We start from the raw sequence: 26,781 nt of genomic DNA on the forward strand, positions 1-26,781 counted from the left end.
GTTCTAGATTCGCCGCATCGGACCGGATGAACTGCGGCGAATGCGAGGTTCATCCCGTCGGTCCGCCGATTCCCCGCTCCCGGAGATCCTGGAGATCCCATGCCATCGCCTTTTGCCCCGACCGCCCTGATCGGCGAATCCTTCGCCGGGGAGGGTGCCAACGCCGCGCACACGAACGTCGTGATCGGACGCAAGGGCGGACCCGTCGAGACGGCCTGGGCCACGGCGCTGGCCACGCCCAGCGCCGGACACGTCCCGTTCCTGACGATCGTGCGGCCCTCGGTCCCGGTGAAGCCGCTGACGCTGTTCGTGACGAAGGCCGCCGCGGATGGTGAGCTGCACCAGCGCGCCACCTGGGGCTCCGCCCAGGCCGGTCTGGCGCAGGGCGTCACGGACGCGGTCCGGGACGGTCTGCTGCCCGCCGAGGAGGCCGATGACCTGCTGATCATCGCCGCGATCTGGGTGAACCCGGCGGTCGACGACCTGGATGTGTCCTTCCGCAACCAGCGCTCGGCCGCGCACGACGCGGTGCGGGCCGCGGTGAACGCCACCCCGACCGTGGCCGATGTCCTCGCGGCCGTCGAGGAGGGCCCGGCCAACCCGTTCTACACCCCCACCTCCGGGGCGCTGGTCCGATGAAGATCACGGACATCACCCTGGACCGGCTGCGGCTGGAGCTGGACCCGCCGTTCCGGGCCGCCTGGGACCCCGAGCCGCGGCGCCACTTCGACGCCACGATCGTCCGCGTCCACACCGACGAGGGGATCACCGGGCTCGGCTCCGGTGACCTCATGGACGGCTTCGACACCTACAAGCACCTGTTCGTCGGCGAGGATCCGCTCGACATCACCCGGCATGTCAAGGCCATCGAGACCGCCAACTTCCACGGCGCCCACTACTGGCCGCTGGAGGCGGCGCTGTGGGACATCATCGGCAAGGTGCACGGCCGCCCGGTGGCGGAGCTGTTCGGCAACGCGGCCAAGAAGCTGCCCGCCTACGCCTCCTGCGGTGAGCTCAAATCGCCCGAGGAGCGCGTGGCCACCGCGCTGAAGGTCCGCGAAGCGGGCTTCCGCGCGATGAAGATCCGCATCGACCGCGACCGGGTGGACGAGGGGATCGCCGCGGTCCGCGCGGTGCGCGAGGAGCTGGGCCCGGACTTCGAGCTCATGGTGGACCTGAACCAGTCGTGGCGCATGGCGGGCGACACCGCGGGCGCCACCGACCTCGCCCGGACCCGCAAGACCATCGGGCGGCTGGCCGAGCTCGATGTGTTCTGGATCGAGGAGCCGCTGCCCTACTGCGACATGGCGGGCTTCAAGCGCCTGCGGGCGGAGAACCCCGGGGTGCGGATCGCCGCGGGCGAGATGCACCACTCCCCCACCGAGCTGCTGCGCTACCTCGAGGAGGACGCCCTCGACATCTACCAGATGGACGTGGTGCTCGCGATCGGCATGCACCGCGCCCGCACCCTGGCGGAAGTGGCACAGCTCAAGCACCGCCACTTCACCCCGCACAGCTGGACCAACGGCATCGGTGTGCTGGCCAATCTGCACGTGGCTGCGGGAGTCGGCGGCGGCCCGTACTTCGAGTTCCCCTACGACCCGCCCGGGTGGACCCCGGAGCGCCGAGACTTCATGCTCGCCGACCCGGTGCGGGTGGGCGGCGACGGCGACCTCGAGGTGCCCGCGACGCCGGGCCTCGGCATCGAACTGGACGAAGACGCGATCGACCGGTGGAGGATCACATGACGCACGGCATCGACGCCCTGCTCTCCCGTAGCCATGACCAGTGGCTGGCCGCGGCCGACCGACTGGCCTTCGAGACCCGGCCGTTCATCGACGGCCGCTTCACCGACACGCTCTCCGGCGACACCTTCACCAGCCACTCGCCGCGCGACGGCGCGCTGCTCGCCAAGGTGCGGGCGGCGGGTGCCGAGGACGTGGACCGTGCCGTACGCGGCGCGCGCGCCGCCTTCGAGGACGGGCGCTGGCGTGACCTCCCGCCCAGGGAGCGCAAGCGCGTCCTGCTGCGCTGGGCCGATCTGATCCGGGAGAACGCCGAGGAGCTGGCCCTCCTCGACACCCTGGAGATGGGCAAGCCCATCACCGAGTCCGTGCGGATCGACGTGAACCAGGCCGCCGAGACCATCGCCTGGTACGCCGAGGCCATCGACAAGACCTACGACGAGGTGGCGCCGACCCCCGGGGACGCGCTCGCGCTGATCACCCGGGAGCCCCTGGGCGTCGTCGGGGCGGTCATCCCGTGGAACTACGCGCTGCTGATCGCCAGTTGGAAGCTGGGCCCGGCCCTGGCCACCGGTAACAGCGTGGTGCTCAAGCCCGCGGAGCAGACGTCCCTGGCCGCCCTGCGACTGGCCGCCCTCGCCACCGAGGCGGGGATGCCGGACGGGGTGTTCAACGTCGTCCCCGGACGGGGCGAGGTCGCCGGACAGGCGCTGGGCCGCCACCCCGAGGTCGACAAGATCGCCTTCACGGGCTCGGTGGAGGTGGCCCGGCTCTTCCAGGTGTACGCGGGCGAGTCCAACGGCAAGCAGGTGGCCGTCGAGGCGGGTGGCAAGTCGCCCCAGCTCGTGCTGGCGGACGCCGACATCGACGCCGCCGCGTCGGCGGTGGCATGGGGCATCTTCTACAACGCCGGGCAGACCTGCAACGCCGGTTCCCGCGTCGTGGTCCACGCCTCCGTCAAGGACCGGCTGCTCGAGGCCGTGCACCGGATCACCGATGACACCTTCCGGGTGGGCGACCCGCTGGACCCGGCCACCGTGATGGGCCCGCTGGTCGACGAGAAGCAGCTGGCCTCGGTCCTCGGCCATATCGAGCGCGGTGTGGCGGACGGGGCGACCGTGGCGTTCGGCGGCGGGCGCACCCTCGCCGATTCGGGCGGCAGCTATGTCGAACCGACCGCGCTCGACGGGGTGGTGAACACCTCCGCCGTCGCCCAGCGGGAGATCTTCGGACCGGTCCTGGCCATCGTGTCCTACGACGGCGACGCCGACGAGGGCATCCGGCTGGCCAACGAGACCGACTACGGGCTCGTCGCCTCCGTCTGGACCCGTGATGTGGCCGTCGCCCACCGCGCCGCCAAGCGGCTGCGGGCCGGGACGGTCTGGATCAACACCTTCGACGCCAGTGATGTCATCACCCCGTTCGGCGGCTTCAAGGCCACCGGTGCGGGCCGTGACAAGTCCCTGCACGCCCTGGACGCGTACACCGCGCTGAAGACCACCTGGGTCAACCTGGCCTGAACCGGACATGGTTCACGACCACCTGCATAACGCCCCTCCCCCCTTACCTTCTCTTCTCACCACAGCGAGGACAACGATGAGGATCGGTTTCATCGGCCTGGGCAACATGGGCCGCCACATGGCCCGCCATCTGATCCAGGCGGGACACCAGGTCACCGTGCACGACATCCGCCCCGAGTCCGCCGCGGAGCATCTCGCGCTCGGCGCCGCATGGGCCGACACGCCCGCGGCGTGCGCGGGCGGTGTGGAACTCCTGGTCACCAGCCTGCCGACGCCGCGTGTCGTCGAAGACGTACTGCTGCGCGGTGGCGCCGCCGCGGCCCTGGCGCCGGGAGCCCTGTGGATCGACATGTCCACCTCGACCCCGGCCGTCGCCGGGCGGATCGCCGCCGAGGTGCTGGACGCCCGGAAGGTGCGCCGGCTCGACGCGCCCGTCTGCGGAATGTCGCACGGCGCCGACTCCGGCACCCTGCAGATCTTCGTCGGCGGAGCCGAGGACGACTTCCGGGCCGCGCTGCCCGCGCTGGAGGCGATGGGCGACCCGCAGCGCATCCTGCACGTCGGCCCGCTCGGCGCCGGTTACACGGTCAAGCTGCTGCTCAACCTGTTGTGGTTCAGCAAGCTCGTGGCCACCTCGGAGGTGTTCGCGATGGGCGCCAAGGCGGGCGTCGACCTCGGCCTGCTGCGTGATTCCCTGCTCAAGAGCTCCGCCGCGTCCTACTTCCTGGAGCACGACTTCCTTCGCATCCTCACCGAGGGCGACTACGACGACTCCTTCGCCATGGTCCTCGCCTGCAAGGACCTCGGCCTCGCCATCGACCTCGGTCGCGACCTGGGCGTGCCCACCGAGCTGTCGGCGGTGGTCGAGCAGATCTTCCGCCGCTCCAGGACCGAGCACGGCGACCTCGCGGGTGAGATGAGCCCCGTCCGCCTCTATGAGGCCCTGGCCGGGCAGGAGTTCCGGCTGGCCCTCCAGGCCACCGTGCCGCTGGACGCGACCCTCGCGGTCTGACCACGAGCGAACGCCACCCCGCCCCACGACGTCAGGAGTCGCACCCATGACCTCTTCCGGGCCCGGCGGTCCCCCACCGCTGAGCATCGACCCCACCTGCCGCATCGAGTTCGGCCCCGGCCGCATCGGCCAGCTCCCCGCCCTGATAGCGGCGACCGGCCACCATCGCGCCTTCGTCGTCACCGACCGCGGTCTGCGTGCCGCGGGTGTCCTCGAACCGGTCCTCAAGGCCCTCGAGGCCGCCGGGCTGGAGCACGCCGTCTACGACGAAGTGGCGCCCAACCCCTCCACCGCCAACGTCGACGCGGGTGCCGCACGGGCCCGTGCGTTCGGCACCGCCGCCGTCGTCGCCCTCGGCGGTGGCTCCGTACTCGACGCGGCGAAGGGCATCGCCCTGCTGGTCGGCAACCTCGGCGCCACCGCCGCCGACGCCGACGGCCTCTGGGAAGCGGCCGACGGGCTGCCGCTCATCGCGATCCCCACCACCTCCGGCACCGGCGCAGAAACCAACGGCTTCGGGGTCATCGAGGACACCGCCGCCTGCCGCAAGGTGTACATCGGCCACCCGTCGGTGAAGCCGCGCGCCGCGCTGCTCGACCCGGAGCTCACCCTGGGCCTGCCCGCGCCCGCCACCGCCGCCACCGGCATCGACGCCCTCGTCCACGGCATCGAATCGCTCGCCTCGCGCGGCGCGAACCCGATCTCCACCGCCTATGCCACCCAGGCCGTGGCCATGGTCAGCCGCGCCCTGCCCACCGCGTACCACAACGGCTCGGACCTCGACGCCCGCGCCGAGCTGATGCTGGGAGCCCATCTCGCGGGCCAGGCGCTCACCCTCTCCGGGCTCGGGCTCGTCCACGGCATCGGCCACGCGCTGACCGCGCACACCGGCACGCCCCACGGCGTCGCCCTCGCCGCCGTCCTCGAGGAGGTGATGGAGTTCAACGCGCCCGCCGCACGGGGCGCCTATGAACAGGTGGCGCGCGCCATGCGGCTCGCACCGCCCGCGGACGGGGACTGGGCGCGGGCGGCCATCGAAGGGGTACGCGAGATCGCGGGCACCGTCGAGGTCAAACGCCCCCTGAGGACGCTCGGCGCCGACCGCGCCATGCTGCCCTCCATCGCCGCCGGGGCGGTGACGGACCCGGTGACGAAGAACAATCCGCTGGCGCCCGGTGAAACGCGGGTGCTGAACATCCTCGCCGCCACATACTGATCGCCGCCACGCTGATCAACGGTCCGCTTGCGCCGGGGGATGTTCCGGGCGGCGGTTCTCGCCGCCCGGAACATCCGGGCACGGCCCCGAAGTCCTGGCTCAACGGCCGCCTGGGTGTGACACACCCAGGCGGCGCACCGGGCCGCCGCCTAGCCTGGCCGCATGGACGACAACCACCTGGGAGACTTCCTGCGCACATGCCGCGCCGGTCTGCGGCCGGAGGACGTCGGCATGGCGAGCTACGGGGCCCGCAGAGTCGCCGGACTGCGCCGCGAGGAGGTCGCCGTCCTGGCCGGGGTGAACTCCGACTACTACGCCCGCCTGGAACAAGGGCGCGAGCGCCGTCCCTCATCCCAGGTGGTCGACGCCCTCGGCCGCGCGCTGCGTCTCGACGCGGACGCCCGTGCGCACTTGTACCGGCTGGCCGGGGCCACGCCAAGCGAACCGCCCGCCGGTCACGCCGCCGAGCGGGTCAGCCCGCCACTGCGCCAGCTGATGGACGGCTACCCGAACACTCCGGCGTTCGTCATGAACCGGACCCTGGACCTCCTCGCCGTCAACGCCCTGGCCGACGCCCTCTACGCCCCGTTCGAGCCGGCGGACAACCTGGCCCGTATGGTCTTCCTCGACCCCGGCGGCCGACACTTCTACCCGGACTGGGACCAGGCAGCACAGGCCACCGTCGGCAACCTGCGCGAGGCAGTCGGATTCGACCCGGACCGCCCACGGCTGCGCGAACTCGTCCGCACCCTCACTGAGCACAGCGCGGACTTCACCCGCCTCTGGAACACCCACACCGTGCGCGGCAAGACCCAGGACGCCAAACACCTCCTCCACCCGGACGTCGGTCCCCTCACCCTCACCTACCAGGCTTTCGACGTGCGCGAAGCGCCCGGCCAGCAGCTCGTCATCTACCATGCCGAACCAGGCAGCCCCAGCGCCCAGTCGCTCAAGCTGCTCGGTTCCATCCACGCCACCCGGCACCAGCCAGACTCCCGGCCCCACCGCTGATCGGCGGAGCGCGCTAGTGGTGCCAGCCGTGCCCGCCCGTGTTGTGGATGAAGCGCTGCAGCACCTTCAGGGTCGTCAGGTACTCCTCGTCGGAGATGCCCGCGTGCCGTTCCGCCCACAGCTCGTCCTGGAGGGCCGCGGCCTTGTCGAACAAGTCCCGGCCGTCCTCCGTGATGCGAAGGCGTCCCTCGGCGTCCTCGGTGATCCAGCCCAGGACGATGGTCCGGTCGATCTCCGCCTCCATGACCTCCGGACCGGCGTCGAGATAGTTGCGCAGCAGACCGGACACCTCACCACGGGTCCTGACCGTGTCGGCGCGCGCCACCTGCGCGATGACCCACCACTGTGGCTGGGTGACGCCGATCCCGGCGAGAGCGGCCTGGATGCGGCTGACCACGGCCTTGGAGGCCGCCCAGCTCCAGTACCCGATGGGCTGCTTGAGCAGTTCGGCGTCGCTGTGGGAGTACTCCACGGTCGGTCCCTCCGTCGTTGTGCGCACTCGATTGACGAGGAGATCGACAGTAGAAGTTCAACCTAAGTTGAAGTCAAGGTGACCGCGTTGCGGCGGTGGCCGGTCAGCGGTCGGCCGTCAGCAGGCGGACCCGGCCCGTGCCGGGGAGGGCCGGGTCGAAGGCCGGGGGTACGGGGCGGGCGTGGCGCTCGGCCAGCTCGGGCAGGAGTTCTTCCGCGGTGCTCCAGCCGTGGTCCGCGAGCCAGTTGGCGGGGGGCTGCGTCATCTCGTTCTTCCACAGGGAGGACAGCATGCCCATGATGCCCTCGGGTGAGGCCGACGCCGCCTCCTGGGCCTCGTCGGTGTTCACCATCGACCGGGTGACATGTTCCACCCCGAGGTGACTGCCCGGCGCGGACAGCGCGGTGATCCGGTCGAGCAGATGGTCGGCGTCGCGCTCGGTCAGATAGACGAGTATCCCCTCGGCCAGCCAGGCCGTCGGCACGTCCGCCCGGAAGCCCCGCTTGGCCAGCAGCGAGGGCCAGTCCTCGCGCAGGTCGGCCGCGATCACCTCGCGCTCACAGCGCGGCTCCTCGCCCCGGAGGACACGTTCCTTGAAGTCGAGCACCCCGGGCTGGTCAAGTTCGAAGAGGCGTATCCCGTCCGGCCAGTGCAGACGGAACGCACGGGTGTCCAGGCCCGCCGCGAGCAGGACCGCCTGGCGGCAGCCCGCCGCGCACGCCTGTATGAAGTAGTCGTCGAAGTACCGGGTACGCAGCGCGAAGTAGTCGCCCATGACCTCGGTGAACAGCCTTCCCTGCCCCTCGGTCCATACCGCCTGCTGCTCGGCGCCCGCGGCGTCGACGAAACGCGTGGCCAGGGTGTCCTCGAACAGCCGGTCCGGGCGCCGGGTCTCGGCCGCGCGGGTGATGCCCACGAACAGCGCGGTGCTGTTGACTCCCGCCAGGCGCTCGTGTCCGTCGGTCACGTGGTCCTCCGCTTCGTGTGGTGGTCTCTCATGTCTTCTGTCCCGTTCAGAAGCGGGACGCTCCGGCTCATGAGCGTGTCGTGGCTGGCCCATGAGGGTGTCGCCCCCGCTCATGAGGCGGTGCGCTCGCGGTACGCCTCACGGTCGAAGCGGACGCCACCGCGCCAGATCGCCTCGATCGACCGGGTGCGGGTGATGTCCCGCGTGGGGTCGCCCCGGACGAGGACGAGGTCCGCGCGCCGCCCCGGCGCGATCACCCCGCGGTCGGAGAGGCCGAAGTGCGCGGCGGGCGCCGAGGTCGCGGCCGTGAGCGCCTCCGCCGGAGTCAGTCCCGCCTCCACGAGGAGGGCCAGCTCGGTGTGGAGACCGGCGCCGTGGACGACCGGGCAGGCGCGGTCCGGGCGGTAGTTGGTGTCGGTCCCCGCCAGCACGGGCACCCCTGCCCGGTGCAGCCGGGCCACGCTCGCCAGGGCGTGGCTGAAGTGGTGCTCGGGGGATACCTTTTCCACGCACAGGCCCTCATGGCCTTCCGCGATCGCGGTACGGGCGTGGTCCGGCAGATAGCGGACGATGCGCGGATCGTCCGCCAGCGACCGTCCCGTACGGGGCCGGGAGGGGGTCTCGGGGGCGGACGCCTCCAGCATGGCCAGGGTGGGGATGGCGACACGCTTCGCGTCCGCGGCCCGGCTGACGAACGCGTCGTCCAGCGCGGCTTCCAGCGGAAGGTGGGTCAGCATGTCCACACCGCTGTCCAGGGCGAGCCGTGCGGACCATCCGGCGGACACATGGGCCACGGTGAGCAGGCCACGGCGCCGGGCGGCGCCGGCGAGCGCCGTCACGGTCGCCCCGTCCAGAGCGGGCAGCGACATCCCGTGGTTGGCGCCGTCATCCACGATGATCTTGATGAAGTGCGCGCCCTCCGACTGCCGCGCGGCCACGAACGCGTCGGCCTCATCGGGCCCGGCCACCGTCGGCAGCAGCGGCATGGCGTGGCCCGGGTGTCCCCCGGGCGCGCTGGCCACCAGCCCCGAGCTGCGCATATCGGCGAGACCGGCGCGCTCACCGGCCGCCGTGCACAGGGCCTGGGTGAGCTCCGGCGGGCCCATGAACATGTCCAGCTCGGTGGTCACACCGAAGGCCAGCGCCAGTTCGAGATTGCTCTCGGCGCCGAACACATGGGTATGCGCGTCGATCAGCCCGGGCAGCAGCGTCAGGCCCGTTCCGTCGATCACCTCGGCCCCTGCCGGGCCACCCGGGGCCGCGGCGGGCTCCGTCAGGACCCGTGTGATGACCCCGTCGGCGAACTCCACCGCCCCGGGGCCCAGCATCACTGTCCCGTCGAAGATCCGCACCTTGTCGATGATCACCGGCCGCATCCCTCTCACCGTCCGATCGCGATCGCTGTGGCCCCGTAGAAGCACAGCAGGTTGAAGAAGAGCACAAAGGCCATCGCCGGGAGCATCAGCCCGGATGGCTTTCTGCGCACGAGGAAGCGCCAGGCGCCGAGGGCGGGAAAGACGATGCTCAGCGCCGGAAGCAGGCCCCGGGCCCCGAAGAGCAGGAGCGCGAGTGCCACCGCGCCCACGGCGAGCGCGAGGCACACGGCCGCGCTGCCACGCGGGCCGAACACCTCCGAGTACAGCCGTGCCTCCGGGTCCCGCCGCCACTCGGTCTTCCGCGCGAACTCGAACTGGAGGAAGGCGCAGGCGAACATGGCCATCAGCGGGACGGCCCGGCCGTCGCCGTCGATCGCGTCGCTGGTCAGCAGCGAGACATAGAGGTAGACGGAGAGCAGCAGCTGCACCGGGTAGCTGACCAGGAGATTGCCGATGAGGGCCGCGCCGATCCGTGGCCACCAGCGCTCCAGAGCCACCAGGAACAGCGTGTAGCCGAGGGCGAGCAGGATCAGCAGCACGGAGGGGGCCGAGACGAATGCGTTGAGCACCACGACGAGTACGGTGATCAGCGCCATCGCGCCGCGCAGCTCCGCCACCGTGATGGCGCCCGTCACCAGCGGCCGGTCCGGGTTGTGCCGCCGGTCGTACTCCAGGTCCTTCTGCTCATCGACCATGCGGGCGAACAGCAGGGCAAGCACCACGCTCACCGCGCGCACCACGGTCGCCCCGGAGGGCGTCCAGTGCGAAGCGGGCCCGGACAGTGCCTCGGCCGAACCTTCCAGGGTCAGGGTCCACAGCACGCCGTAGGTGACATAGATCTGCGGGCGGAACATCCGCAGGACGAAACGGCCCAGCCGGGCGGGCACCCGGGAGGCGGTCAGGACATCGCTCAACGCTGCCACCGGCCCCCGAAGACGGGCCGGTCGGGCGTGCCGGGGGCGGCGGTCATATCGGCCGTGCTTCCGTGGGGGCCGGGGTGAGGCTCAGTTCGCCGTCGGCGATGGTGTGTCCGGCCTGCTTCATGGCGCAGCGCAGTACGGCGCCCGTCCCGTCGCCCGGCGCACGGACGCTCTCGCAGATGATCGGCAGATCCAGCTCGCCGAAGCCGGTGAACCTCGCCCTCAGCCCCGTGAGGACGGCCGATGCCGACGGCAGTGCCCCGGTTTCCACCGCGGTGGCGAGGCTCAGCTGGCGGAATGCCTCAAGGGTCAGCATGCCGGGGACATGGTCCACGGGGTGGTCGAACAGCACCGGGTGGCTGGTGTCGACGAGCAGTCGAGCGGTCCCCATCTCCGCGCCGTCCGGCGGGTGTTGGAGCTGGAACGGGGAGATGACCACGTTCGCGGCGTCCCTGCGGTCGACCAGCGCCTCCCCGATCCGCGGCCCCGGCTCAATGGCCGTGAACGTGGGCTGGACGGGCAGCCCGAGCGTGGCACGCACCTCCTCGCGCCTCGCCCGCCACTGGGCGGGCGTCAGCCAGGACATGGAGCCCTCCAGCGTCGCAACGACGCGGTCATCGATCAGCGCGCCGTAGGACAGCCGTGCCCCGGTCAGGCCCTCGCGGCCACGGAAGCGGCGCACGATGCGGCAGCGCAGCACCAGCTCGGTGGGGGCGTCACCCACCGCGAAGGCGGTGATGTCCGCGTCGCGCAGGGCGATGTCCCGCAGGATGAACTTGGTGCCGAACGGGTTCTCGAACAGGTCGTGGCCCAGCATGAGGAGCGACTGCCGGACGGCCTCCACCAGGACCATCGGGTCGTAGACGCGGCGGCAGCCCGCCGTGTCCCGGTAGAAGGCGTGTGAGCGGGGGATCTGCACCCCGATGTCGAGGGTGTCCTCGTCCCTGGCGAGCACACCGGTCAGAAACACCTCGGCCAGGCTCAGCCGATGGACGAGCTCACGCGGCACCGTCTGACTGAATTCCACCGTGTCCATGCTTACCCCTCTGAGTTACCGGACCGCCGACCGGGCCAGGTGGTGGTGCCAGTCGGACACACTGACTCCACCGAGCACGGGGGCCAGCCCCTTGCGCTTCATCGGCAGGACATGGGAGCCGACGATCACCGTGTCCCAGGAATCGAGGGGCAGCCCGGCCCGCCAGACGGCTTCGATCAGCCGCTGGTAGCCCTCCCGGTCCCGAGCGGTGAGCAGGGCGGCGCGCAGCTCGTCCCGGACGGCGCCGGGGGCCAGGGCTTCCCCGGCCTCCGCCACGGCCCGCTTGAGCCGTTCCGCGGCCGGTTCGAAGGAGAGATCCCGCTCGGGCACCTCGGTGTGCAGCCGCTCGCCGAGCTCATGCGCCCGGGCGGACCGGTCCTCGCCCGACAGCGCGGAGGCGTAGACCCGCTGTCGGAGCGCCGCGCCGAAGTAGATGCCCAACTCCCGTGCCACATCGGCGGGTTCGTCGGGGGTGTGGACGAGGTTGAGCAGATAGCTGTAGCGGCCGGTCGCGTACCGGAGCTGGCCGGGAACCCGGGCCAGCGGGTCGGTCGGGCCCTTGCGCTCGGTCAGGACGACCGACGCGGGTGCGCCCGGCGGAACCCCGGCCCCTTCGGCGTCCTGGCGCACCACGAGCACCACCGCGTCGCAGGTGTCGGTGAACAGATCGGCCAGGCGGCGGCGCTCCGGTGTGGCCAGGTTCCACTGGAAGTACCACAGCGCCCGTACGGTGTTGGGGGTGAGCCGGGTGCGTTCCGCGGCCACGATCCGGAACCCCTCCCCGGCCAGCCAGTCGATGGTCGTCGGCAGCTGCCTGCTGACCACGGCGTCGGGCTTGAGCAGCAGCGCGGCGTGCTGGTGGAGGAAGCCGTCGACGTCGGCGGTGAGGGTGGCGAGCTGTTCCACGCTCTCCAGGAAGTAGGTGTCCGAGCCGAAGAGGACGCGCTTGCGCGGATCGCAGCTGAGGGCCGGGGATATGTCGTCGCCGAAGGGCCGCCCGTTCGTCGTGCCGTCGGTCATCGGCGGGCTCCGTTCACATCGCTGGCGGCCGGGCCGGTCCGGTGCGCCACCGGGGTGGCGTCCGGGCCCGTGATGTTCAGCCGGGCGAGCACCTCGGTGGCGTCGGCGGGCGGTGCGCCCAGGTAGCCCGTCTCCAGGCAGTGGTCGATCAGCGTGCGCAGGAAGTCCTGCCCGTCCGCCGGTGGCCTGCGGGTGGCCAGGCCCGCCGTATGGGAGTCGTCGAAGCGCGTCCGGCGCCGGAAGTAGCTCTCGTAGAGCGTCATGACACGCTCGTAGTACGCCCGCTCCCGGCGGGGCAGCCGCTGGGCGTCGAAGCTCGTCGGTGGCACGAACCGCGGTACGTGGAACGGCGGGTACTCGGCCATCACATCGGAGAAGTCCCGCAGCGTCAGCGGTGCGCCCACCGCGTGGAAGGTCCGGCCCGCCGCCTCCTCGAACCGTTGGGTGACCTCGGTGATGAGGTCCGCCACATAGTCCACGGGCACCAGGTCCAGACGCGCCTCGTACTGGCCGGGGATGGAGCGGACCTTGCCCTCCGTGGCCAGTTTGAGCACGACGTAGATGTTCTTGTAGTCGCGCACCGCTCCGGTGCGCTCGTCGCCGACGACGATGCTGGGGCGGACGACCGCGGCTCGCACCCCGTCGGCCTGGGCCTTGTGCACCAGGGTCTCGGCCCGGAACTTGCTGTCCTCGTAGGCGTTGGCGAGTCGCTGGCCCTCGTCCAGCTCGGTCTCGCGGATCAGCCCGTCGCGCTCACCGCACACATAGGCGGTTCCCACGTGCACGAGGGGCACGCCCCCGGCGCGGGCCAGCTCCAGGACACGGGCGGTGCCGTCGACGTTGACCGCCTGGTACACCTCGTCGGGGAGGCCGAAGTCGGTGATCGCGGCGCAGTGCACGACGCGGTCGAGGCCGTCCGCGGCCAGCGTCTGGTACGCGGCCTCGGACAGGCCGAGCCGGGGCCTGGTCACATCGCCCGGCAGGCAGGTGACGGCGTCCGGCTCCAGCGGGGTGCCGTCGTTGCGCATGATCACCGGCTGGTTGTGGACCAGGGCGGTGACCCGGTGCCCGGCCGCCACCAGCCGGGCGGTGACCTCCGCGCCGACCAGCCCGGCCGCGCCGGTCACCAGAATCCTCAAGGGCTCCGTCATCGGCCCTCCTCCGGCTGCCGAGCCTCGGTCTCCTGCCACGCCTCGGTCTCCTGCCGTACTTCTGTCACCAGGCGGACGATGTCGCCGAGGGTGGTGACCGTGGCGGTCCTCTCCTGGGCGAGCTCCCCGAGCCCGAAGCCCTGCTCCAGCGCCAGCGTCAGTTCGATGAGCCGGAGCGAGTCATAGGCCAGATCCGCGATGAGCTCGGTGTCATCGGCGAGGGCGGCCTCGCCCACGGGCGCCATCGCGCCGACGATCGCGTACACCGTGCTCCGCGTCTCGTCCTCGTTGAGCGATGGTGTGCTGGTGCTTGACGTCAACGTTCCTCCCTCAGCGTCAGGTGGTGGCGAGATGGGGCTGCGCGCCACCGCTGGACAGCAGATCGCTCGCCTCGTCGATGGGCAGGTCCGCGTCGAGGTGGGCGCCGAGGCGCAGCCAGTCGTAGCCGATCTCCAGGGTCTGCCGCCATCCGTCCGAGGAGTCGAAGGAGGACGGGAAGCCGTGTGCGCCGATCGTGTGCCGGACCAGGGCGACGAAGTCGTCCAGTGCGGTGAGCGCCGCGCTGCCCTGGGCCGCGGACGCGATCGTGAGCGTCGACAGGCGCCGGGCCTTCGTCCGGATCTCGTCGGCGTCCGCTCCCCCGGGCAGGAGGGAGAGTCTGCGGACGACCTCGGAGTCCGGCGGCAGCGGGTTGACTCCGTGGGCGCTGAGCACCCCGCGCAGCGCGGCCCGCAGTATCCTCCGGGCGCTGAGTTCGGCGACGCTCCACTGCTCGCGGTCCAGGGCGCCGGTGAGGTCCTCGCGGGCGTTCTCCACCAGTACGTTGGACCACACCAGGGTCATCGCGGCGGCGCTGAACCGGCGGGCGGGCATGGGCACGAGATCGATGCCCTCCGCACCGCCGACCGCGGCCCCGCCCACGGTGACGATGGGCCGTGCGACGCTCGGTGGCGGTGTGACGGGTCCCGACGGGGCGGCCAGCGGCATGGCGGGGACGATCGGGCCGTCGCCCTTCCACGCCACCTTCACCAGGCCGAAGCGGAGGAACTGGGCGATCCGCGGACCCGCCTGTGGTGCTCCTGACGCGTCCGCCACGGCCACGACGCTCCCCAGGGGGCGTCCGAAGACGACCGAACGCCAGGCCCGTGCCGCGCGCTCACCGAGGACGAACACATCCTGCTTGTCGCGTACGACATGTACGCGGTCGCCGGTCTGCCAGGTGGTCACCCCGGGGGCCCTGGCCACGGTGATCCGCTCGGAGTCGGGCTCGGCGCCCGCCACTCCCAGATCGGCCGTGAGCCGGACGCCCTCGCTGATGTACCCGGCAGTGTCCAGGCCCGACGCGTCCACCGAGGCGAGGGTCCGATAGCGGTCACACAGCGGCTGGTCACCGATCCGGTCCAGCTGCATGGGCAGCCACTTCGGCTCCAGATAGGTCTCTCCCCGCCCCGCCGCCCAGGACTTCACCGCCTGCAGCAGGCCGGCTTCGGTCCATGCCGCAGCCTCGTCCTCCTGGCCGAGTTCCCGCAGGGCGAGCGCGTAGCGGATGGACTGGCGCGCGTGGTGTGCCCACCACTCCCGCACCGTGTCCTGGAAGTCGTCGGCGGACATCAGCCCCTTGACCTTCGCCACCAGGCCCGGATTACGCAGCGGGAAGCTGCGCAGCAGACGCTGACAGCGGTTCAGCAGATCCTCGGGGAGGTCGCCCACGTGGCCGCGGGTGTCGGCCGCGACCGCGGAGAACTGCTCGGCGAGCTGCCGCACCGAGCGGGTTCTGACCTCGACCCGCCGACCGTCAAGGAAGAGGAGCGAGGGCATGGTGGGCAGGTCGGCGTCGCTGTCCGCGATGAGCAGGAAGTCGATGTCGGACGAGGAATTGCCGAAGCCCTCGGCGATCGAACCCTCGAGGACCACGGCGCAGTCGGCGGTGGAGTGGATCTGCGGAATGGTCTTGTCGAGCAGGTTCTGCAGATAGTCCTCGCTGAGGATCACACGGGCCTCCCGGTCGTGACATGGGCCGTCTCCAGGACGTGCGCGTCTTTGAGACGGCCCGCTCGCAGCTCTTCCCACATGTGGCGGCGTCTCGGCTTGCCGCTGGACGTCTTTCTGATCAGCCCGCTGCGTCCGGTGACAACGGTGATGGCGACGTCGTCGCCGAGTGCGCCGCGCAGGACGAGCGTGGCGTCCTCCGCCCACGCGCCCTCGGGCTTCTCCGCGAACAGCGTCACGGAGGTGCCGCCGGTGCCCTCGACACCGACGACGGCGCACTTCTCCCGGGCGATCCCGGTCGCGGACACCACCTTCGCCTCCAGGTCCTCCATATAGACACTGCGTCCGCGGGCCTTGAGGCTGTCGCCCATCCGGCCGAGCACGAACAGCTCGCCGCGGTGGAAAAACCCGGCGTCACCGGTCCTGATGCCGCCGTCGAGGAACCGTGTGGAGCCGGTGCGCCCGGCGTGGTAGCCGCTGGTCACCGAGGGGCCGGTCACCGCGATCTCGCCGAGGTGGCCGTCCGGCAGCGGCCGTCCCCGGTCGTCCACCACCGTGGCGCCCACCCCGTCGCCGGGGCCGCCGCAGCCGATCAGCCAGCCGTCCGCGGCGTCGTCCGAGGGCGGGTGCACGGAGCTCGCGAACTCGCCCTCGTCGGCGATGGTGACGGGGCCGCCGAAGCGCAGCGCGCCGGTGTCCACGCGCAGGGTCGGTGCGGGAGCGCCGGAGGTACGGACGGTCACCGCGAGCGTGGCCTCGGCGAGCCCGTACGACGGAAGGTAGACCGACGGGGAGAATCCGGCGGGTGCGGCGAGCCCGGCGAAGTGCTCCAGCGCACGGGGGTTGATGGGTTCGGCGCCGACGATGGCGTTGCGCCACGCGGACAGGTCCAGGTCCGCGAGCCGGTCACCGAGCCGTCGGGCGGCGTACTCGAACGCGAAGGGCGGGGCGGCGGTGTGCGCGGCGACGGCGAAGCACCGCAGCCAGCGGGCCGGATCGCGGATGAACTGTTCGGGGCGCATCAGCCACAGATCGTCCTGGACGCTCACGGGGGTGAGCAGACAGCCGATGAGCCCCATGTCGTGGTGGAGCGGCAGCCAGGAGGCCCCGGCGTCGCCCGCGCGCCAGCCGAGTGCGCTCCGGATCAGCGCGAGGTTGGCCTCCAGGTTCGCCCAGGTGACCCGGACTCCGCGGGGCCTGCTGCTGGAGCCCGAGGTGAACTGGAGGAGGGCGAGTTCGCCGGGTTCGCGGGGCGGGATCTCGTCGCCGTCATCGCGCCAGATCCACGGCGCGCGGTCGGAGCCAGCTGCCGCCAGTACCCGGGCGGCCAGCGGCGCGAGGGCTTCGGCGGTGATGGTGACGGCGGCCTCGGTCTGCCGCAGGATCCCGGCCGTGTGCTCCACGTACTCGGCCTCGGCGGCGAACGCGGGAGGGGGAACGAGACACACCGTGGCGCCCGCGGCCCAGACGCCGAAGAGCGACGACAGACACGGGAAACCGGTGGGCAGGAGGACGCACACCACATCGCCGGGGCGCACGCCTTGTGCCGCCAGCGATCCGGCCACCCGCCGTGCGGAGGCGGCGAGTTCGGGGTATCCGTGGAACGCCCAGCCGCCTCGGTCGTCGGCGAGGTGGATGCCCCGGCCGTGGAGGTCTCCGGCCATGCGAGGGGGGTCCGTCAGCCAGGAGAGCAGCGGGTCACTCACCCTTCGCGTCCTTCGCCTTCTCGGCCCCGGCTCCGGTTTCGGCTTCGGCTTCGGCTTCGGCTTCGGCTTCGGGCGAGGTGTCACCGTCCAGGATCGTGATGGCTCCCGTGCCTCCGTCCAGCCTCAGCCGCATACCGGTCGCCAGTTCCGTGACCGCGCCCCTGACCTGGACGACCGTCGGAATGCCGAGCTCACGGGCGACGATCGCCACATGTGTCAGCGGGCTGCCCCGCTCGATGATGAGCGCCGAGGCGGACGGCAGCGCGGCGACCCAGCCCGGATCCGTGCGATAGGTCACCAGGACCCCGCCGTCCACATCCACCGGGGTGTCCGTGACGACGGCGCGGGCCTCCACCACACCGGGACAGGACGGGGTGCCCCGCAGCTCCCGGACGCCGGTGCGCGCCGCGCCGCCCTTCGCGAAGCCCGCCCGCTCCAGATTGCCCCGCCAGTAAGGGGCCCCACGGGTTATGAACCGGGACGGCGCGGACAGCGCCTCGTCCTCGGCCCGCTGACGCTTGCGCAGCTCCACGAGGCCCCGCAGATCGGTGTGCGCCGTCGTGCCCTCGTAGGCGCCCCGCAGCTCCTCCAGGCGCAGGAAGAAGACATCGTTCCAGTGGTCGATCGCCCGCATCCTGGCGAGATCGCGGCCCATGGCGCGCAGCATCCGCTTCGCCGAGCCGAAGGCACGGGTGCGGCAGAAGCGCAGCCGCTCCCGGTTGTAGAGGGAGGTCTGGGCCTTGCGGCGGACGATGTCGTAGAGCGTCCGGCGCGGTCCGCGCAGGTGCTCGTCCAGATAGGCGTCGGCCTTCTCGCCGGAGTGGGCGTCCACCTCGGGCAGCGCGGCACGCACCATGGCGAACAGGCTCGACGGGTCCTCCCGCAGATCGGGCACTTCGAGCTTGAGTTCGTCCAGGCTGCGGTAACCGTACGCGGCGACGTACTCGTCCACCGAGGCGAGGAACGCGGTGTGGCCGCCGTCCCGCAGCGCCTGGTAGGTGTCCACGGCCGGGGTCTCCTGGATGAGGCGGCTCAGTTCGGCGTCGTCACGGACGGTGGCGGCGAGGGCCGACAGCGCGCGGGCGGGTTCGATGGACTCCACCCGGGAGCCGGGGCTGGCCGCGCTCCAGGTGAGCCACTCGGGGGCGTCGGGCAGCCAGGCCTTGTTCAGCAGGGCGAGTGCGCCGATGGACCAGAGAATCGCCGCGTCCAGGGTCTGCATCGGCCCCCACTTCTCCAGCAGGTCCTTCTCCAGGGCGCGGAATCGCCGGTAGACGTCCTGGCCCTCCATCGCGTCGTAGTCGACGTTGTCGAACTCCTCGTACGCCTTGTAGAAGTACGCCATGAAACGTTCGACGGAGCGGTTCATGGTGAGGAAGCGGCGCACGAAAGCGGCCACCGTCCTCGCGCGCGTCAGTCTGCCGCGCAAGGAAGAGGAGAAGGTGTACGGGTAGATAGTCTCGGCCATTTCGTCGTCGAGTGGTTCCTCGACGCCGATCGCGACCTCCAGCACTTTCCTGTTGAGTTTGTACAGTGGCGCGATCCGCACCATCCGGTACCAGTGGAGCAGGTTGTAGTACACCCGGCCATGGAAATATCCGAGCATATGGGGAGCCCATTCCTCGATCTCGCGCAGCGCCGTGGGCGGTACCCGGAGACCTCGGGCGTAGTATTCGTAGACCCTGCCGTAGACATTGGCCGCGAAGCTGAAGGTCAGCGGTGAAACGATTCCGGAGAAGCTCTCGATGATGTTGGCATTGTCCCAGATCCGGAGTTCGCCTTCGCTTGGTGTTACGTCATCTGGCGTTACATCATCCTGCAATGGCTGGATCGCATCCGGTAACGCGGTGATCGGGCGGGCCTGCAAAATCCACAGGGTGTCGTCCGCGAGCGCCCACTCGATGTCCTGCGGAGTGCCGAAGACCGCCGCGACGCGTGCCCCGGCCTCGTGCAGCCGCGCTATCTCCTTCGGCTCCAGCGACAGCTTCTCCCGGTCGGCCCGGGGCACTTCGGCGACCAGGTATCCGGATCCGGCCGGATCCAGGTGATAGCGCTCCCGCTTGTCGCCGAGCACGGTGTCGTCCACCGCTCCCGTGGCGCCGTCGAGGACGACGGTGTCAGCGTCCACCGCGCCAGAGACCAGGCCCTCGCCCAGTCCGTACACCGAACTGATCACATATTGCCGCCGGTTGCCGGTCACCGGGTCGGCGGTGAACAGCACGCCGCTGCGCCCGGCATCCACCATGTCCTGCACCACGACGGCGATGCCCGCGTCGCGCGGCGGCAGCCCGTGGCGCAGCCGGTAGTGCAGCGATCGCTCGGAGAACGCCGAGGCCCAGCACTTCTTGACATGCGCCATCACGTCGGGGAGACCGGACACATTGAGGAAGGTGGCGAACTGTCCGGCGAAGGAGAGCTCCGCGCCGTCCTCCTCGACGCCGGATGAGCGCACCGCGACCCGGGGGCGGCCCACGTACGCATACGCCTCGCCGATGACCGACGCGGCGTCATCGCTCAGCTCCCCCGACTCGATGATTTCGGCCAACTGCCGTGAGATTAGTTTCACATTGTCCGGAGTGACCTCGGCGAGCAGATCCCCGATACGTCCCGCCTCGTCGAGTGCGGTGATGAATTCCTGGAACACATCGAGCCCGACGACCGCCCACCGGGGGACGGCGAGCCCGTTCCTGGAGAGCTCATGGAGATTCCTCCCCTTCCCGCCCGCCAGCTTCGCAGCCTCACCTGGGAGGCTGTCGTCGACTATGGCTCGCATCGGTTTACTTGACCTCCGGGCACGCGCATCGCGAAACACACCCCGCTTGATCACGAGGAAGTTTCACCGTACCCCACCGGATCTGGGGATGGCGATCCTTCCCCTTATCTCTAGTGAGGCCACTTCATGACGCCTTGACGCTTTGGCTGGTTGCTACGCATTCCCCTAGTGATTGCCGACCCGGCACCCCTGGTGCTCGGCGTTCGCCGGGGGGTAGTAGTGAGCTGGTAACCCTGAGATCCTTGTCATTGCTCCGCCCCGTTTCCCGCCCCCCACGCCCTTTGTTCTCCCCCGCCGATGGCGAATTCCCTGGTGGGCCGCAGAGTGGCCAGTTGTGGCCCACAATGGCCAGTTGTGGCCCACTGGTGGCCACCACCTCATAGACGCCGGAGAACTGAGCGGACACACTGGAGAACTGGAGATATCCGATGTCCCTCCTGCCTCCCGGCTCCCGGCAGCCCGCCCTTCTGCAGACCATGCGCATGCGTGACCCGGTCCACTACTTCGCGTCACTTCGGCGGCGCTACGGCCCGGTGTTCCGCATGCGGCTGATCGGCTTCCCGCCCCAGGTGGTGGTGTCCACCGCGGAACTCGCCGCGCAGATCTACGGCACGGACGGTGACGGCAACCGGGCCGGGGCGCTGCGCGCGGGCTATGTGCCCTGGCTCGGCGACTATTCGCTGTTCACGAACGACGGCGAGCCATGGTGGCGGCACCGCAAGCTGCTCAGCCCGGCCCTGCACGGCCGGTCCATCGCGGGCTATCCGGACCTCATCGCCGAAATCGCCGCTGAGGACATCCGGACGTGGCCGCTCGGCAGGCCGTTCGCGCTCCAGGAGCGCATGCAGGCCATCACGCTGGAGATCACCCTGCGGCTGGTCTTCGGGATCCGCGACGTCACCCAGCTGGCCCGGCTGCGGGCGTTACTCCTCACCCTGTCCAAGGCCAGCGGCTCCCCGCTGCTGTTCCTGATGCCCGCGCGGCTGCGGGCCTGGGCGGAGAAGTCGCCGCTGGCGATGCGCATACCCGTCCTGCCGACGACCCGCACCATGGAGGTCAGCGCGGCGGTGGACGAGATCCTCTTCGCCGAGATCGCCCGGCGCAGGGACGAGGAGGACGACGGCGCCACCGATGTGCTGGGGCGGCTGTTGCGGGCGCGGGACGACCAGGGACGCCCGATGAGCGACCAGGAGATCCGCGATGAGCTGCTCACCCTGCTGGAGGCCGGGCTCGAGACCACGGCGACCGGCCTCTCCTGGGCCTTCGAACGGCTGATGCGCTCCCCGGAGGTACTGCGGCGGCTGTGCGGGGAGTTGGAGCGGGGCGAGGACGACAGCTACCTCGAAGCGGTCGTCAAGGAGGTGCTGCGGCTGCGCCCGGTGATCACCGGCTCGGGGCGTCTGCTGGACAGGCCGCTGCGGCTCGGCGGATACGAGATCCCGGCCGGGTGGGTGGCCATCCCGATGTTCTCGCTCATCCACCAGGACAGCGAGGCGTATCCGGATCCCGAGGAGTTCCGGCCGGAGCGGTTCCTCGGCGAGGGCGCCCAAGCGGCACAGAAGTCGTTCCTGCCGTTCGGCGGCGGCCGGCGCTACTGCGTCGGCGCGCAACTCGCCATGATGGAGATGAAGGTGATCATGCGGGAGGTGCTGCGGAGGGTGGAGCTGACCGCCGCCGACCCCGCACCGGAGGCCCAGCGCATGTGGCACGTCACCCTGGTCCCGGGACGGCGCGCCGTCGCCGTGGCCCGCGAACGGCCCCTGGACCGCGCGCCGTTGAGCGAGGAGCCGAGGTGCCCCGTACACCGGGACCCGTCCGCATAGGCCGTCATTCGCTCGGTTGGTCCGTGGCCGCCGTTCGCGCGGTCAGTCCGTGGCCGCGAGCTGGTCGCCCAGGGGACTTCGCCGGTACAGCACCTGCCGTCCGTGGCGCGCCCGGGTGACCAGACCGGTGGCGTACAGGACGCGAAGGTGCTGGGACACGGCGCTCGGAGTCACCCTGAGGCGGCGGGCGAGCTCAACCGTGGGCAGGGGCTCCTGAAGGAGGCCGAGGAGCCTCGCCCGGGGCGCGCCGATGAGCGGTACGAGGGCGGGCGCGCCGTGAGGGGGCGCCGGGGCCCAGAGCGTCGCCACGCCACGGCTGGGGTAGACCAGCGACGGGGGTTCCTCGGGGCTCAACGGGGGCGCGGGCTTGTGCGCGAAGACGGAGGGCAGGAGGAGCAGCCCTCGGCCGGACGCCATGACACGGTGCCTGCTGATCATCTTGTCGATGTACAGCACCCCGTTGTGCCAGCGCAGATGGGGGTGCATATCGGCGAAGAGCGAGCGGGCGCCTCCCATGGCCAGTCGGCGCGCGCGGTAGGTCATGTCCGCCTCCACGACGAGTCGCATCCGCGGCCACATCGGCTTGACGGCGATCTCCCAGTACTGGTGCAGGAGGGCACAGATGGTGTCGCGGAGCCCGGCGACGGACGCATCGTCGGTGGCGGTGGCGGCGCGCAGCGCCGGGGGCAGCGGGTCCGGCGCGTGCGTGGCCACCAGATCGCGGCGGACCAGGTCGGGAGGGGTCTGACGGACGGCGTCGAGTTCGTCCTCGAAGGCCGGGGCGAAGCTCGCGGGCCGTGGGGTCAGAAAGTCCGGAAGGGTGCGTCGCCGCGCCACCAAGGACATCAGCAGGCCGGTGTCCAGACCGGTGTCCGGGCTGGCGTTCAGGCCGGTGTCCGGGCCGCCGAGTCTGCCGAGCACGGCTCTGCGCCATGGCAGGTGCACCGCGGACAGGCCCGGATCGTGCAGCACCCGCAGGCTGAACACCGTCTCGTTCAAGGGCGATACGGCGAACTGCGTGTCTGCCAGGTCCTCGACATCGAGCACAAAGCTGATCATTAAGCCATACGCTACATCGATTGGCAGCCGGGCCGCGGTGCCATGGACTTCGGCCCATGACACATTCCGTCAGACGCTCCACGCGGACACGGACCACGGTCGGATGAGCCGCCGCATGGTCCTGCTCCTCGCCGTCACCTGCGCGGTGGCGGTGGGCAATATCTACTTCCCGCAGGCCATCGGTCCGCTGGTGGCCGACGGATTGCGGGTGTCGGGCGACTCGGCCGCCATGGTGGTGACCGCCACCCAGGTCGGCTACACGGCAGGAATCGTCCTGCTGGTGCCGCTCGGCGACCGGATCCCGCACCGTACGTTCCTCGTCCTCCTGCTCGGCCTGACCGGTCTGGCGCTGTTCGCGGCGGGGTGCGCACCGGCTCTTGCGCCCCTCGTCGCCGCCAGCGCTCTCGTCGGTCTGACCACCGTGGCGGCGCAGATCGTCGGCCCGCTGGCGGCCGGTCTCGTGGCCGCCGACCGGCGGGGAGCGGTGATCGGCACCCTGCTCAGCGGATCGACCGGTGGCATGCTGTTGGCCCGCACCTTCAGCGGCACCCTCGGCGAGTGGCTGGGCTGGCGGGCCCCGTATCTGGTGGCCGCGGTGCTGGCCCTGCTGCTCGCCACCGTCCTGGCGTTCGCGGTCCCCGCCACGGCCCCGGCCTCGCGGCAGTCCTACCCCGCGCTCCTGGCCGAACCGCTGCGCCTGCTGCGCACCGAGCCGGAGTTGCGCCGCTCCTGCTGGTACCAGGCGACCGTCTTCGCCGGATTCTCGGCCGTCTGGACCTGTCTGGCGCTCCTCCTCACCGGTCCCGGCTACGGGCTCGGTGCCCAGGCCGTCGGCATGCTCGCCCTGGTCGGCGGGGCGACCATGCTGTGCACTCCGCTCGCCGGGCGCCTGGTGGACCGCCGGGGGCCCGACCCGGTGAACCTCAGCTGCCTACTCGGGGTGCTCCTCTCGGCCGCGATCCTCGCCCTGGGTGCGCTGGGCGGCACTGCGGGCCTGGCCGCCCTGACGGTCGGCACACTGCTGCTGGACGTGGCGATGCAGTCCGGCATGGTGGCCAACCAGGCCCGTGTGTACGCCCTGCGACCGGACGCCCGCGCCAGGCTCAACACCGCCTATATGACCTGTGCCTATCTGGGCGGCAGTGCGGGTTCCTGGCTCGGGGTACGCGCCTGGGACCGGGCCGGATGGTGGGGCGTGTGCGCACTCGTCGCAGTTCTCGCCGCGCTCGCCCTGGCCCGCCATCCGCCGGTCCCGCGCCCACCTCGGGGTGTGCGAGGCGCGGATGCTCCACAGACGCCTCCGTCGGGCCGCCGAGGGGGTCAGGTGGCGGTCGCGGACGCCGCCGCGCGGCCCGCGGCGCGGCCCGAGAAGAGGCAGCCGCCGAGGAAGGTACCCTCCAACGAGCGGTAGCCGTGCACTCCCCCACCGCCGAAGCCCGCCACCTCTCCGGCCGCGTACAGACCGCTGATCGGGTGGCCCGAGGCGTCCAGCACGCGGCCGGAGAGGTCGGTCTGGAGGCCGCCGAGGGTCTTGCGGGTGAGGATGTTGAGGCGCACGGCGATCAGGGGCCCGGCGCCCGGGTCCAGGATCCGGTGCGCGGAGGCGGTGCGGCTGAGGGTGTCCCCGGGGTAGGCGAGCGCGTTGCGGATGCCCATGACCTGGACGTCCTTGGTGTAAGGGTTCGCGATCTCGCGGTCGCGTGCCTCGATCTGCCGGGTGAGGTCCGCCGGGTCGATCAGGTTGTCGCCGGTCAACTTGTTCATGCCCGCGACGAGTTGGGGCAGGTTGTCGGCGACCACGAAGTCCTCGCCCTTGTCCCGGAACCGCTGGATCGGCTCGGGGGTCTGCCAGATGCGGGAGAGGAGCTGCAGGATGTCCTTGTTGGTCAGGTCCGGGTTCTGCTCCGAGCCCGAGAGTGCGAACTCCTTGGCGATGATCTTCTGGGTGGTGACGAACCATGAGTAGTCATGGCCGCTGGCGGTGATCGACCCGAGGGTGTGCAGAGTGTCGTAGCCCGGGATGTCGGGGCTGGAGAAGCGCCTGCCCTTCGCGTCGAACCACATCGACGAGGGGCCGGGCAGAATGCGGATGCCATGCCCCGGCCAGATCGGGTCGTAGTTTCTCAGGCCCTCGGTGTAGTGCCACATCCGGTCCGGGTTGACGATCCGCCCGCCCGCCTTCTCGGTGATCGCCAGCATACGGCCGTCCACATACGCAGGAACGCCGGTGACCATGGACTTCGGCGGTGAGCCCAGCCGGTCGGGCCAGTTCCGGCGTACGAGGTCGTGGTTGGCGCCGATACCGCCGGAGGTGACGATCACCACCGGGGCGCTGAGCTCGAAGTCGCCCACCACGGTGCGCGAGGTCTGCTTGCCGCGGGCGGCGTCGCTCGGCTCCAGGATCGAACCGCTCACCCCGGTGACCGCGCCATCGGTGACGATCAGCTCGTCCACCCGGTGGCGGAACTTGAAGGTCACCCGGCCGTCCTCCGCGGCGGCCCGCACCTTCTTCTCGAACGGCTCGACCACGGCCGGACCGGTGCCCCAGGTGACGTGGAAGCGCGGCACCGAGTTGCCGTGGCCGTCCGCGAGGCCGCCGCCGCGCTCGGCCCAGCCGACGATCGGGAACCACCGCACACCGAGCCCGTGCAGCCAGGACCGCTTCTCCCCGGCGGCGAAGTCCACATACGCCTCGGCCCACTTGTGGGCCCAGTGGTCCTGGCCACCGGGATCGCTGACACCGCGGTCGAAGCCGGCCGTGCCGAGCCAGTCCTGCCAGGCGAGTTCGGGGGAGTCCTTGATCCCCATCAGCCGCTGCTCCTCGGAGTCGACGAAGAACAGGCCGCCGAAGGACCAGAACGCCTGGCCGCCGAGGTTGCTCTCGGGCTCCTGGTCGAGGAGGACCACCTTGCGCCCCGCGGCCGTCAGTTCCGCCGTGGCCACCAGCCCGGCGAGCCCGTGGCCGACCACGATGGCGTCCACCTCCGAGGACGCCCCGGAGGCGGCGAAGGCCGGAACGGCCATCTGGGCGAGCGCGGCACCGGCGAGCACACCGCCCGCCGCGGTCAGGGCGCGACGGCGGCTGATCGCGCTGCTCCCGCCGATCCCGGCGGGCGACGCGGAATTCTCTGTGGAGTTCTCCATGGGCTGCCTTCCGGAAAAGGGTTCGGAGGGTGCGGGAGATACGGAGGGGGTCGCCGCGACGGAATCGTGTTACCGGCCGGCAACGTTACCGACGGTAGCCCACAGGGTGCGAGGCCGCCAGAGGTCTGCTCGCAAGAGCAACCCCCGTACGCGGTAAGGGACTTCGGGCGCTCAGGGACCACCTGGCGTCGGCTCGGCCAAGGTGCTCCCACGCGGCGAGAACGCGTATAGATCGAGGATGTCCGGCAGCGGTGCCACCCCGGGGCCGCCCGCCCGGACCCAGGCCACGATGTCCTCCGCCGCCTCCGGGTCGTTGACCAGGCCGAGCCATACCGGCCTGCCCCCGGCGGCCCGTCCGGCGGCGGACGGCTGCACCACGATCACATTGGCCTGATCGCAGACGTCCAGACACTCGGAGACGCGTACCGGCGCCTCCTCGGCGAGCCGCGCGAGCTGTGCGGCGTGGTCGACGCCGGTCACCTTGGGACTGCCGCAGCAGCAGTCCCGGCACACGGTCACCCGGCACGGCAGTGGGTCGGACGGCCTCGCGGCCACGCCGCATCACCTCTCCTCCGGGGAAGTCCGCCCCGGTGTCGCTCGAGGAGGCGACCGCGTGAGTCTCCTGGCTCCCGGGTCGATGCTCGTCCCGGCCTTCCCACCCGCGTACGCGGACAGTGGCCCGTTCGGGATCCGCTCGCCGATCACAGTGGCGGTACCGCGCCGGATTCACACCGGCTTCCTCGTTCCGCCGTCGCCCTTGTCGCCCGGCATCATCGCATCCCGGACACCGCCGCACCATGCGGTCCTGGTCCCGGTCCCGGCCCCGGCGGGGCGATGGGCG

Annotated in this window: 22 protein-coding genes and 1 riboswitch; of the genes, 8 read left to right on the forward strand and 14 right to left on the reverse strand. The window is 71.1% G+C overall.

The genetic code is table 11. The features are described 5' to 3' along the window. Window positions 1–99: 99 nt before the first annotated feature. From fae to VT50_RS11160, 6 genes are all read left to right on the forward strand, one after another. Window positions 100–639 carry a formaldehyde-activating enzyme gene (gene fae, locus VT50_RS11135; protein ID WP_046084133.1) on the forward strand — a complete coding sequence of 180 codons (540 nt, stop codon included), beginning with the start codon at window positions 100–102 and terminating at the stop codon, window positions 637–639. Further along, window positions 636–1,748, forward strand: coding sequence for a mandelate racemase/muconate lactonizing enzyme family protein (locus VT50_RS11140; protein ID WP_046084134.1), 1,113 nt, complete (start codon window positions 636–638; stop codon window positions 1,746–1,748). The genes fae and VT50_RS11140 overlap by 4 nt, the downstream gene beginning before the upstream one ends. Further along, a complete protein-coding gene (locus VT50_RS11145; RefSeq protein ID WP_046084135.1) occupies window positions 1,745–3,265 on the forward strand; it encodes an aldehyde dehydrogenase in 1,521 nt (506 codons plus the stop codon). Before VT50_RS11140 ends, VT50_RS11145 begins: the two co-directional genes overlap by 4 nt. A gap of 76 nt (window positions 3,266–3,341) precedes the next feature. Beyond that, the gene (locus tag VT50_RS11150; RefSeq protein WP_046084136.1) at window positions 3,342–4,277 is read left to right on the forward strand and encodes an NAD(P)-dependent oxidoreductase; all 936 of its coding nucleotides are present in this window, start codon (window positions 3,342–3,344) and stop codon (window positions 4,275–4,277) included. Between the two features lie 46 nt (window positions 4,278–4,323). Further along, the gene (locus VT50_RS11155; protein ID WP_046084137.1) at window positions 4,324–5,493 is read left to right on the forward strand and encodes an iron-containing alcohol dehydrogenase family protein; all 1,170 of its coding nucleotides are present in this window, start codon (window positions 4,324–4,326) and stop codon (window positions 5,491–5,493) included. Window positions 5,494–5,655: 162 nt separating this feature from the next. Continuing rightward, a complete protein-coding gene (locus tag VT50_RS11160) occupies window positions 5,656–6,504 on the forward strand; it encodes a helix-turn-helix transcriptional regulator (RefSeq protein WP_046084138.1) in 849 nt (282 codons plus the stop codon). 13 nt (window positions 6,505–6,517) lie between these two features. Here VT50_RS11160 and VT50_RS11165 read toward each other — a convergent pair whose 3' ends face one another. The 11 genes from VT50_RS11165 to VT50_RS11215 form a co-directional block, all read right to left on the reverse strand. Next, a complete protein-coding gene (locus VT50_RS11165; protein ID WP_046084139.1) occupies window positions 6,518–6,976 on the reverse strand; it encodes a MarR family winged helix-turn-helix transcriptional regulator in 459 nt (152 codons plus the stop codon). A gap of 103 nt (window positions 6,977–7,079) precedes the next feature. Next, window positions 7,080–7,943: an SAM-dependent methyltransferase gene (locus VT50_RS11170; protein WP_046084140.1), complete on the reverse strand. Its 864-nt coding sequence runs from the start codon at window positions 7,941–7,943 to the stop codon at window positions 7,080–7,082. 110 nt (window positions 7,944–8,053) lie between these two features. Then, window positions 8,054–9,319 (reverse strand): amidohydrolase family protein, encoded by a 1,266-nt coding sequence (locus VT50_RS11175; RefSeq protein ID WP_046084141.1) that lies wholly within the window; start codon window positions 9,317–9,319, stop codon window positions 8,054–8,056. 5 nt (window positions 9,320–9,324) lie between these two features. Beyond that, the gene (locus tag VT50_RS11180) at window positions 9,325–10,233 is read right to left on the reverse strand and encodes a UbiA family prenyltransferase (RefSeq protein ID WP_046084142.1); all 909 of its coding nucleotides are present in this window, start codon (window positions 10,231–10,233) and stop codon (window positions 9,325–9,327) included. Window positions 10,234–10,285: 52 nt separating this feature from the next. Continuing rightward, window positions 10,286–11,275 (reverse strand): ScbA/BarX family gamma-butyrolactone biosynthesis protein, encoded by a 990-nt coding sequence (locus VT50_RS11185; RefSeq protein ID WP_046084143.1) that lies wholly within the window; start codon window positions 11,273–11,275, stop codon window positions 10,286–10,288. A 15-nt stretch (window positions 11,276–11,290) separates the two neighbouring features. Beyond that, window positions 11,291–12,295, reverse strand: coding sequence for a nucleoside-diphosphate kinase (locus VT50_RS11190; RefSeq protein ID WP_046084144.1), 1,005 nt, complete (start codon window positions 12,293–12,295; stop codon window positions 11,291–11,293). Beyond that, window positions 12,292–13,446, reverse strand: a complete 1,155-nt coding sequence (locus tag VT50_RS11195; protein WP_046084145.1) for an SDR family oxidoreductase — start codon at window positions 13,444–13,446, stop codon at window positions 12,292–12,294. The genes VT50_RS11190 and VT50_RS11195 overlap by 4 nt, the downstream gene beginning before the upstream one ends. Beyond that, a complete protein-coding gene (locus VT50_RS11200) occupies window positions 13,443–13,766 on the reverse strand; it encodes an acyl carrier protein (RefSeq protein WP_079343815.1) in 324 nt (107 codons plus the stop codon). The genes VT50_RS11195 and VT50_RS11200 overlap by 4 nt, the downstream gene beginning before the upstream one ends. Before the next feature lie 16 nt (window positions 13,767–13,782). Then, the gene (locus VT50_RS11205; RefSeq protein WP_046084146.1) at window positions 13,783–15,438 is read right to left on the reverse strand and encodes a hypothetical protein; all 1,656 of its coding nucleotides are present in this window, start codon (window positions 15,436–15,438) and stop codon (window positions 13,783–13,785) included. After that, window positions 15,435–17,141 (reverse strand): AMP-binding protein, encoded by a 1,707-nt coding sequence (locus tag VT50_RS11210; protein ID WP_206269392.1) that lies wholly within the window; start codon window positions 17,139–17,141, stop codon window positions 15,435–15,437. Before VT50_RS11210 ends, VT50_RS11205 begins: the two co-directional genes overlap by 4 nt. After that, window positions 17,134–19,914, reverse strand: a complete 2,781-nt coding sequence (locus tag VT50_RS11215) for a phosphoenolpyruvate synthase (RefSeq protein WP_075200242.1) — start codon at window positions 19,912–19,914, stop codon at window positions 17,134–17,136. The genes VT50_RS11210 and VT50_RS11215 overlap by 8 nt, the downstream gene beginning before the upstream one ends. 428 nt (window positions 19,915–20,342) lie before the next feature. Between VT50_RS11215 and VT50_RS11220 the strand changes: the two genes are divergently transcribed. After that, entirely contained in the window at window positions 20,343–21,737 is a 1,395-nt protein-coding gene (locus VT50_RS11220; RefSeq protein WP_046084147.1) for a cytochrome P450, read from the forward strand. Between the two features lie 42 nt (window positions 21,738–21,779). Here VT50_RS11220 and VT50_RS11225 read toward each other — a convergent pair whose 3' ends face one another. Further along, complete coding sequence (locus VT50_RS11225) at window positions 21,780–22,796, reverse strand: ArsR/SmtB family transcription factor (RefSeq protein ID WP_046084148.1); 1,017 nt, start codon at window positions 22,794–22,796, stop codon at window positions 21,780–21,782. A 103-nt stretch (window positions 22,797–22,899) separates the two neighbouring features. Between VT50_RS11225 and VT50_RS11230 the strand changes: the two genes are divergently transcribed. Continuing rightward, window positions 22,900–24,207, forward strand: a complete 1,308-nt coding sequence (locus VT50_RS11230; RefSeq protein ID WP_078840533.1) for an MFS transporter — start codon at window positions 22,900–22,902, stop codon at window positions 24,205–24,207. On the opposite strand, the gene VT50_RS11235 is transcribed toward VT50_RS11230, so the two are convergent. Further along, the gene (locus tag VT50_RS11235; protein WP_046084150.1) at window positions 24,117–25,940 is read right to left on the reverse strand and encodes an FAD-binding dehydrogenase; all 1,824 of its coding nucleotides are present in this window, start codon (window positions 25,938–25,940) and stop codon (window positions 24,117–24,119) included. The two genes, VT50_RS11230 and VT50_RS11235, sit on opposite strands and share 91 nt — an antisense overlap. Before the next feature lie 171 nt (window positions 25,941–26,111). After that, window positions 26,112–26,495, reverse strand: coding sequence for a (2Fe-2S) ferredoxin domain-containing protein (locus VT50_RS11240; protein WP_046084151.1), 384 nt, complete (start codon window positions 26,493–26,495; stop codon window positions 26,112–26,114). Window positions 26,496–26,535: 40 nt separating this feature from the next. Then, window positions 26,536–26,728: riboswitch (cobalamin riboswitch) on the reverse strand. Window positions 26,729–26,781 lie beyond the last annotated feature (53 nt).

The sequence above is a fragment of the Streptomyces antioxidans genome (assembly GCF_000968685.2).
Classification (GTDB): Bacteria; Actinomycetota; Actinomycetes; order Streptomycetales; family Streptomycetaceae; genus Streptomyces; species Streptomyces antioxidans.

Excerpts from the sequence above, each read along its gene's own strand:
- VT50_RS11215 (WP_075200242.1), bottom strand. The coding sequence starts at position 19,914 with ATGCGAGCCATAGTCGACGACAGCCTCCCAGGTGAGGCTGCGAAGCTG.
- VT50_RS11145 (WP_046084135.1), top strand. The coding sequence starts at position 1,745 with ATGACGCACGGCATCGACGCCCTGCTCTCCCGTAGCCATGACCAGTGG.
- fae (WP_046084133.1), top strand. The coding sequence starts at position 100 with ATGCCATCGCCTTTTGCCCCGACCGCCCTGATCGGCGAATCCTTCGCC.
- VT50_RS11185 (WP_046084143.1), bottom strand. The coding sequence starts at position 11,275 with ATGGACACGGTGGAATTCAGTCAGACGGTGCCGCGTGAGCTCGTCCAT.
- VT50_RS11155 (WP_046084137.1), top strand. The coding sequence starts at position 4,324 with ATGACCTCTTCCGGGCCCGGCGGTCCCCCACCGCTGAGCATCGACCCC.
- VT50_RS11160 (WP_046084138.1), top strand. The coding sequence starts at position 5,656 with ATGGACGACAACCACCTGGGAGACTTCCTGCGCACATGCCGCGCCGGT.
- VT50_RS11175 (WP_046084141.1), bottom strand. The coding sequence starts at position 9,319 with ATGCGGCCGGTGATCATCGACAAGGTGCGGATCTTCGACGGGACAGTG.
- VT50_RS11225 (WP_046084148.1), bottom strand. The coding sequence starts at position 22,796 with ATGATCAGCTTTGTGCTCGATGTCGAGGACCTGGCAGACACGCAGTTC.
- VT50_RS11150 (WP_046084136.1), top strand. The coding sequence starts at position 3,342 with ATGAGGATCGGTTTCATCGGCCTGGGCAACATGGGCCGCCACATGGCC.
- VT50_RS11140 (WP_046084134.1), top strand. The coding sequence starts at position 636 with ATGAAGATCACGGACATCACCCTGGACCGGCTGCGGCTGGAGCTGGAC.
- VT50_RS11195 (WP_046084145.1), bottom strand. The coding sequence starts at position 13,446 with ATGACGGAGCCCTTGAGGATTCTGGTGACCGGCGCGGCCGGGCTGGTC.
- VT50_RS11230 (WP_078840533.1), top strand. The coding sequence starts at position 22,900 with ATGAGCCGCCGCATGGTCCTGCTCCTCGCCGTCACCTGCGCGGTGGCG.
- VT50_RS11220 (WP_046084147.1), top strand. The coding sequence starts at position 20,343 with ATGTCCCTCCTGCCTCCCGGCTCCCGGCAGCCCGCCCTTCTGCAGACC.
- VT50_RS11190 (WP_046084144.1), bottom strand. The coding sequence starts at position 12,295 with ATGACCGACGGCACGACGAACGGGCGGCCCTTCGGCGACGACATATCC.
- VT50_RS11235 (WP_046084150.1), bottom strand. The coding sequence starts at position 25,940 with ATGGAGAACTCCACAGAGAATTCCGCGTCGCCCGCCGGGATCGGCGGG.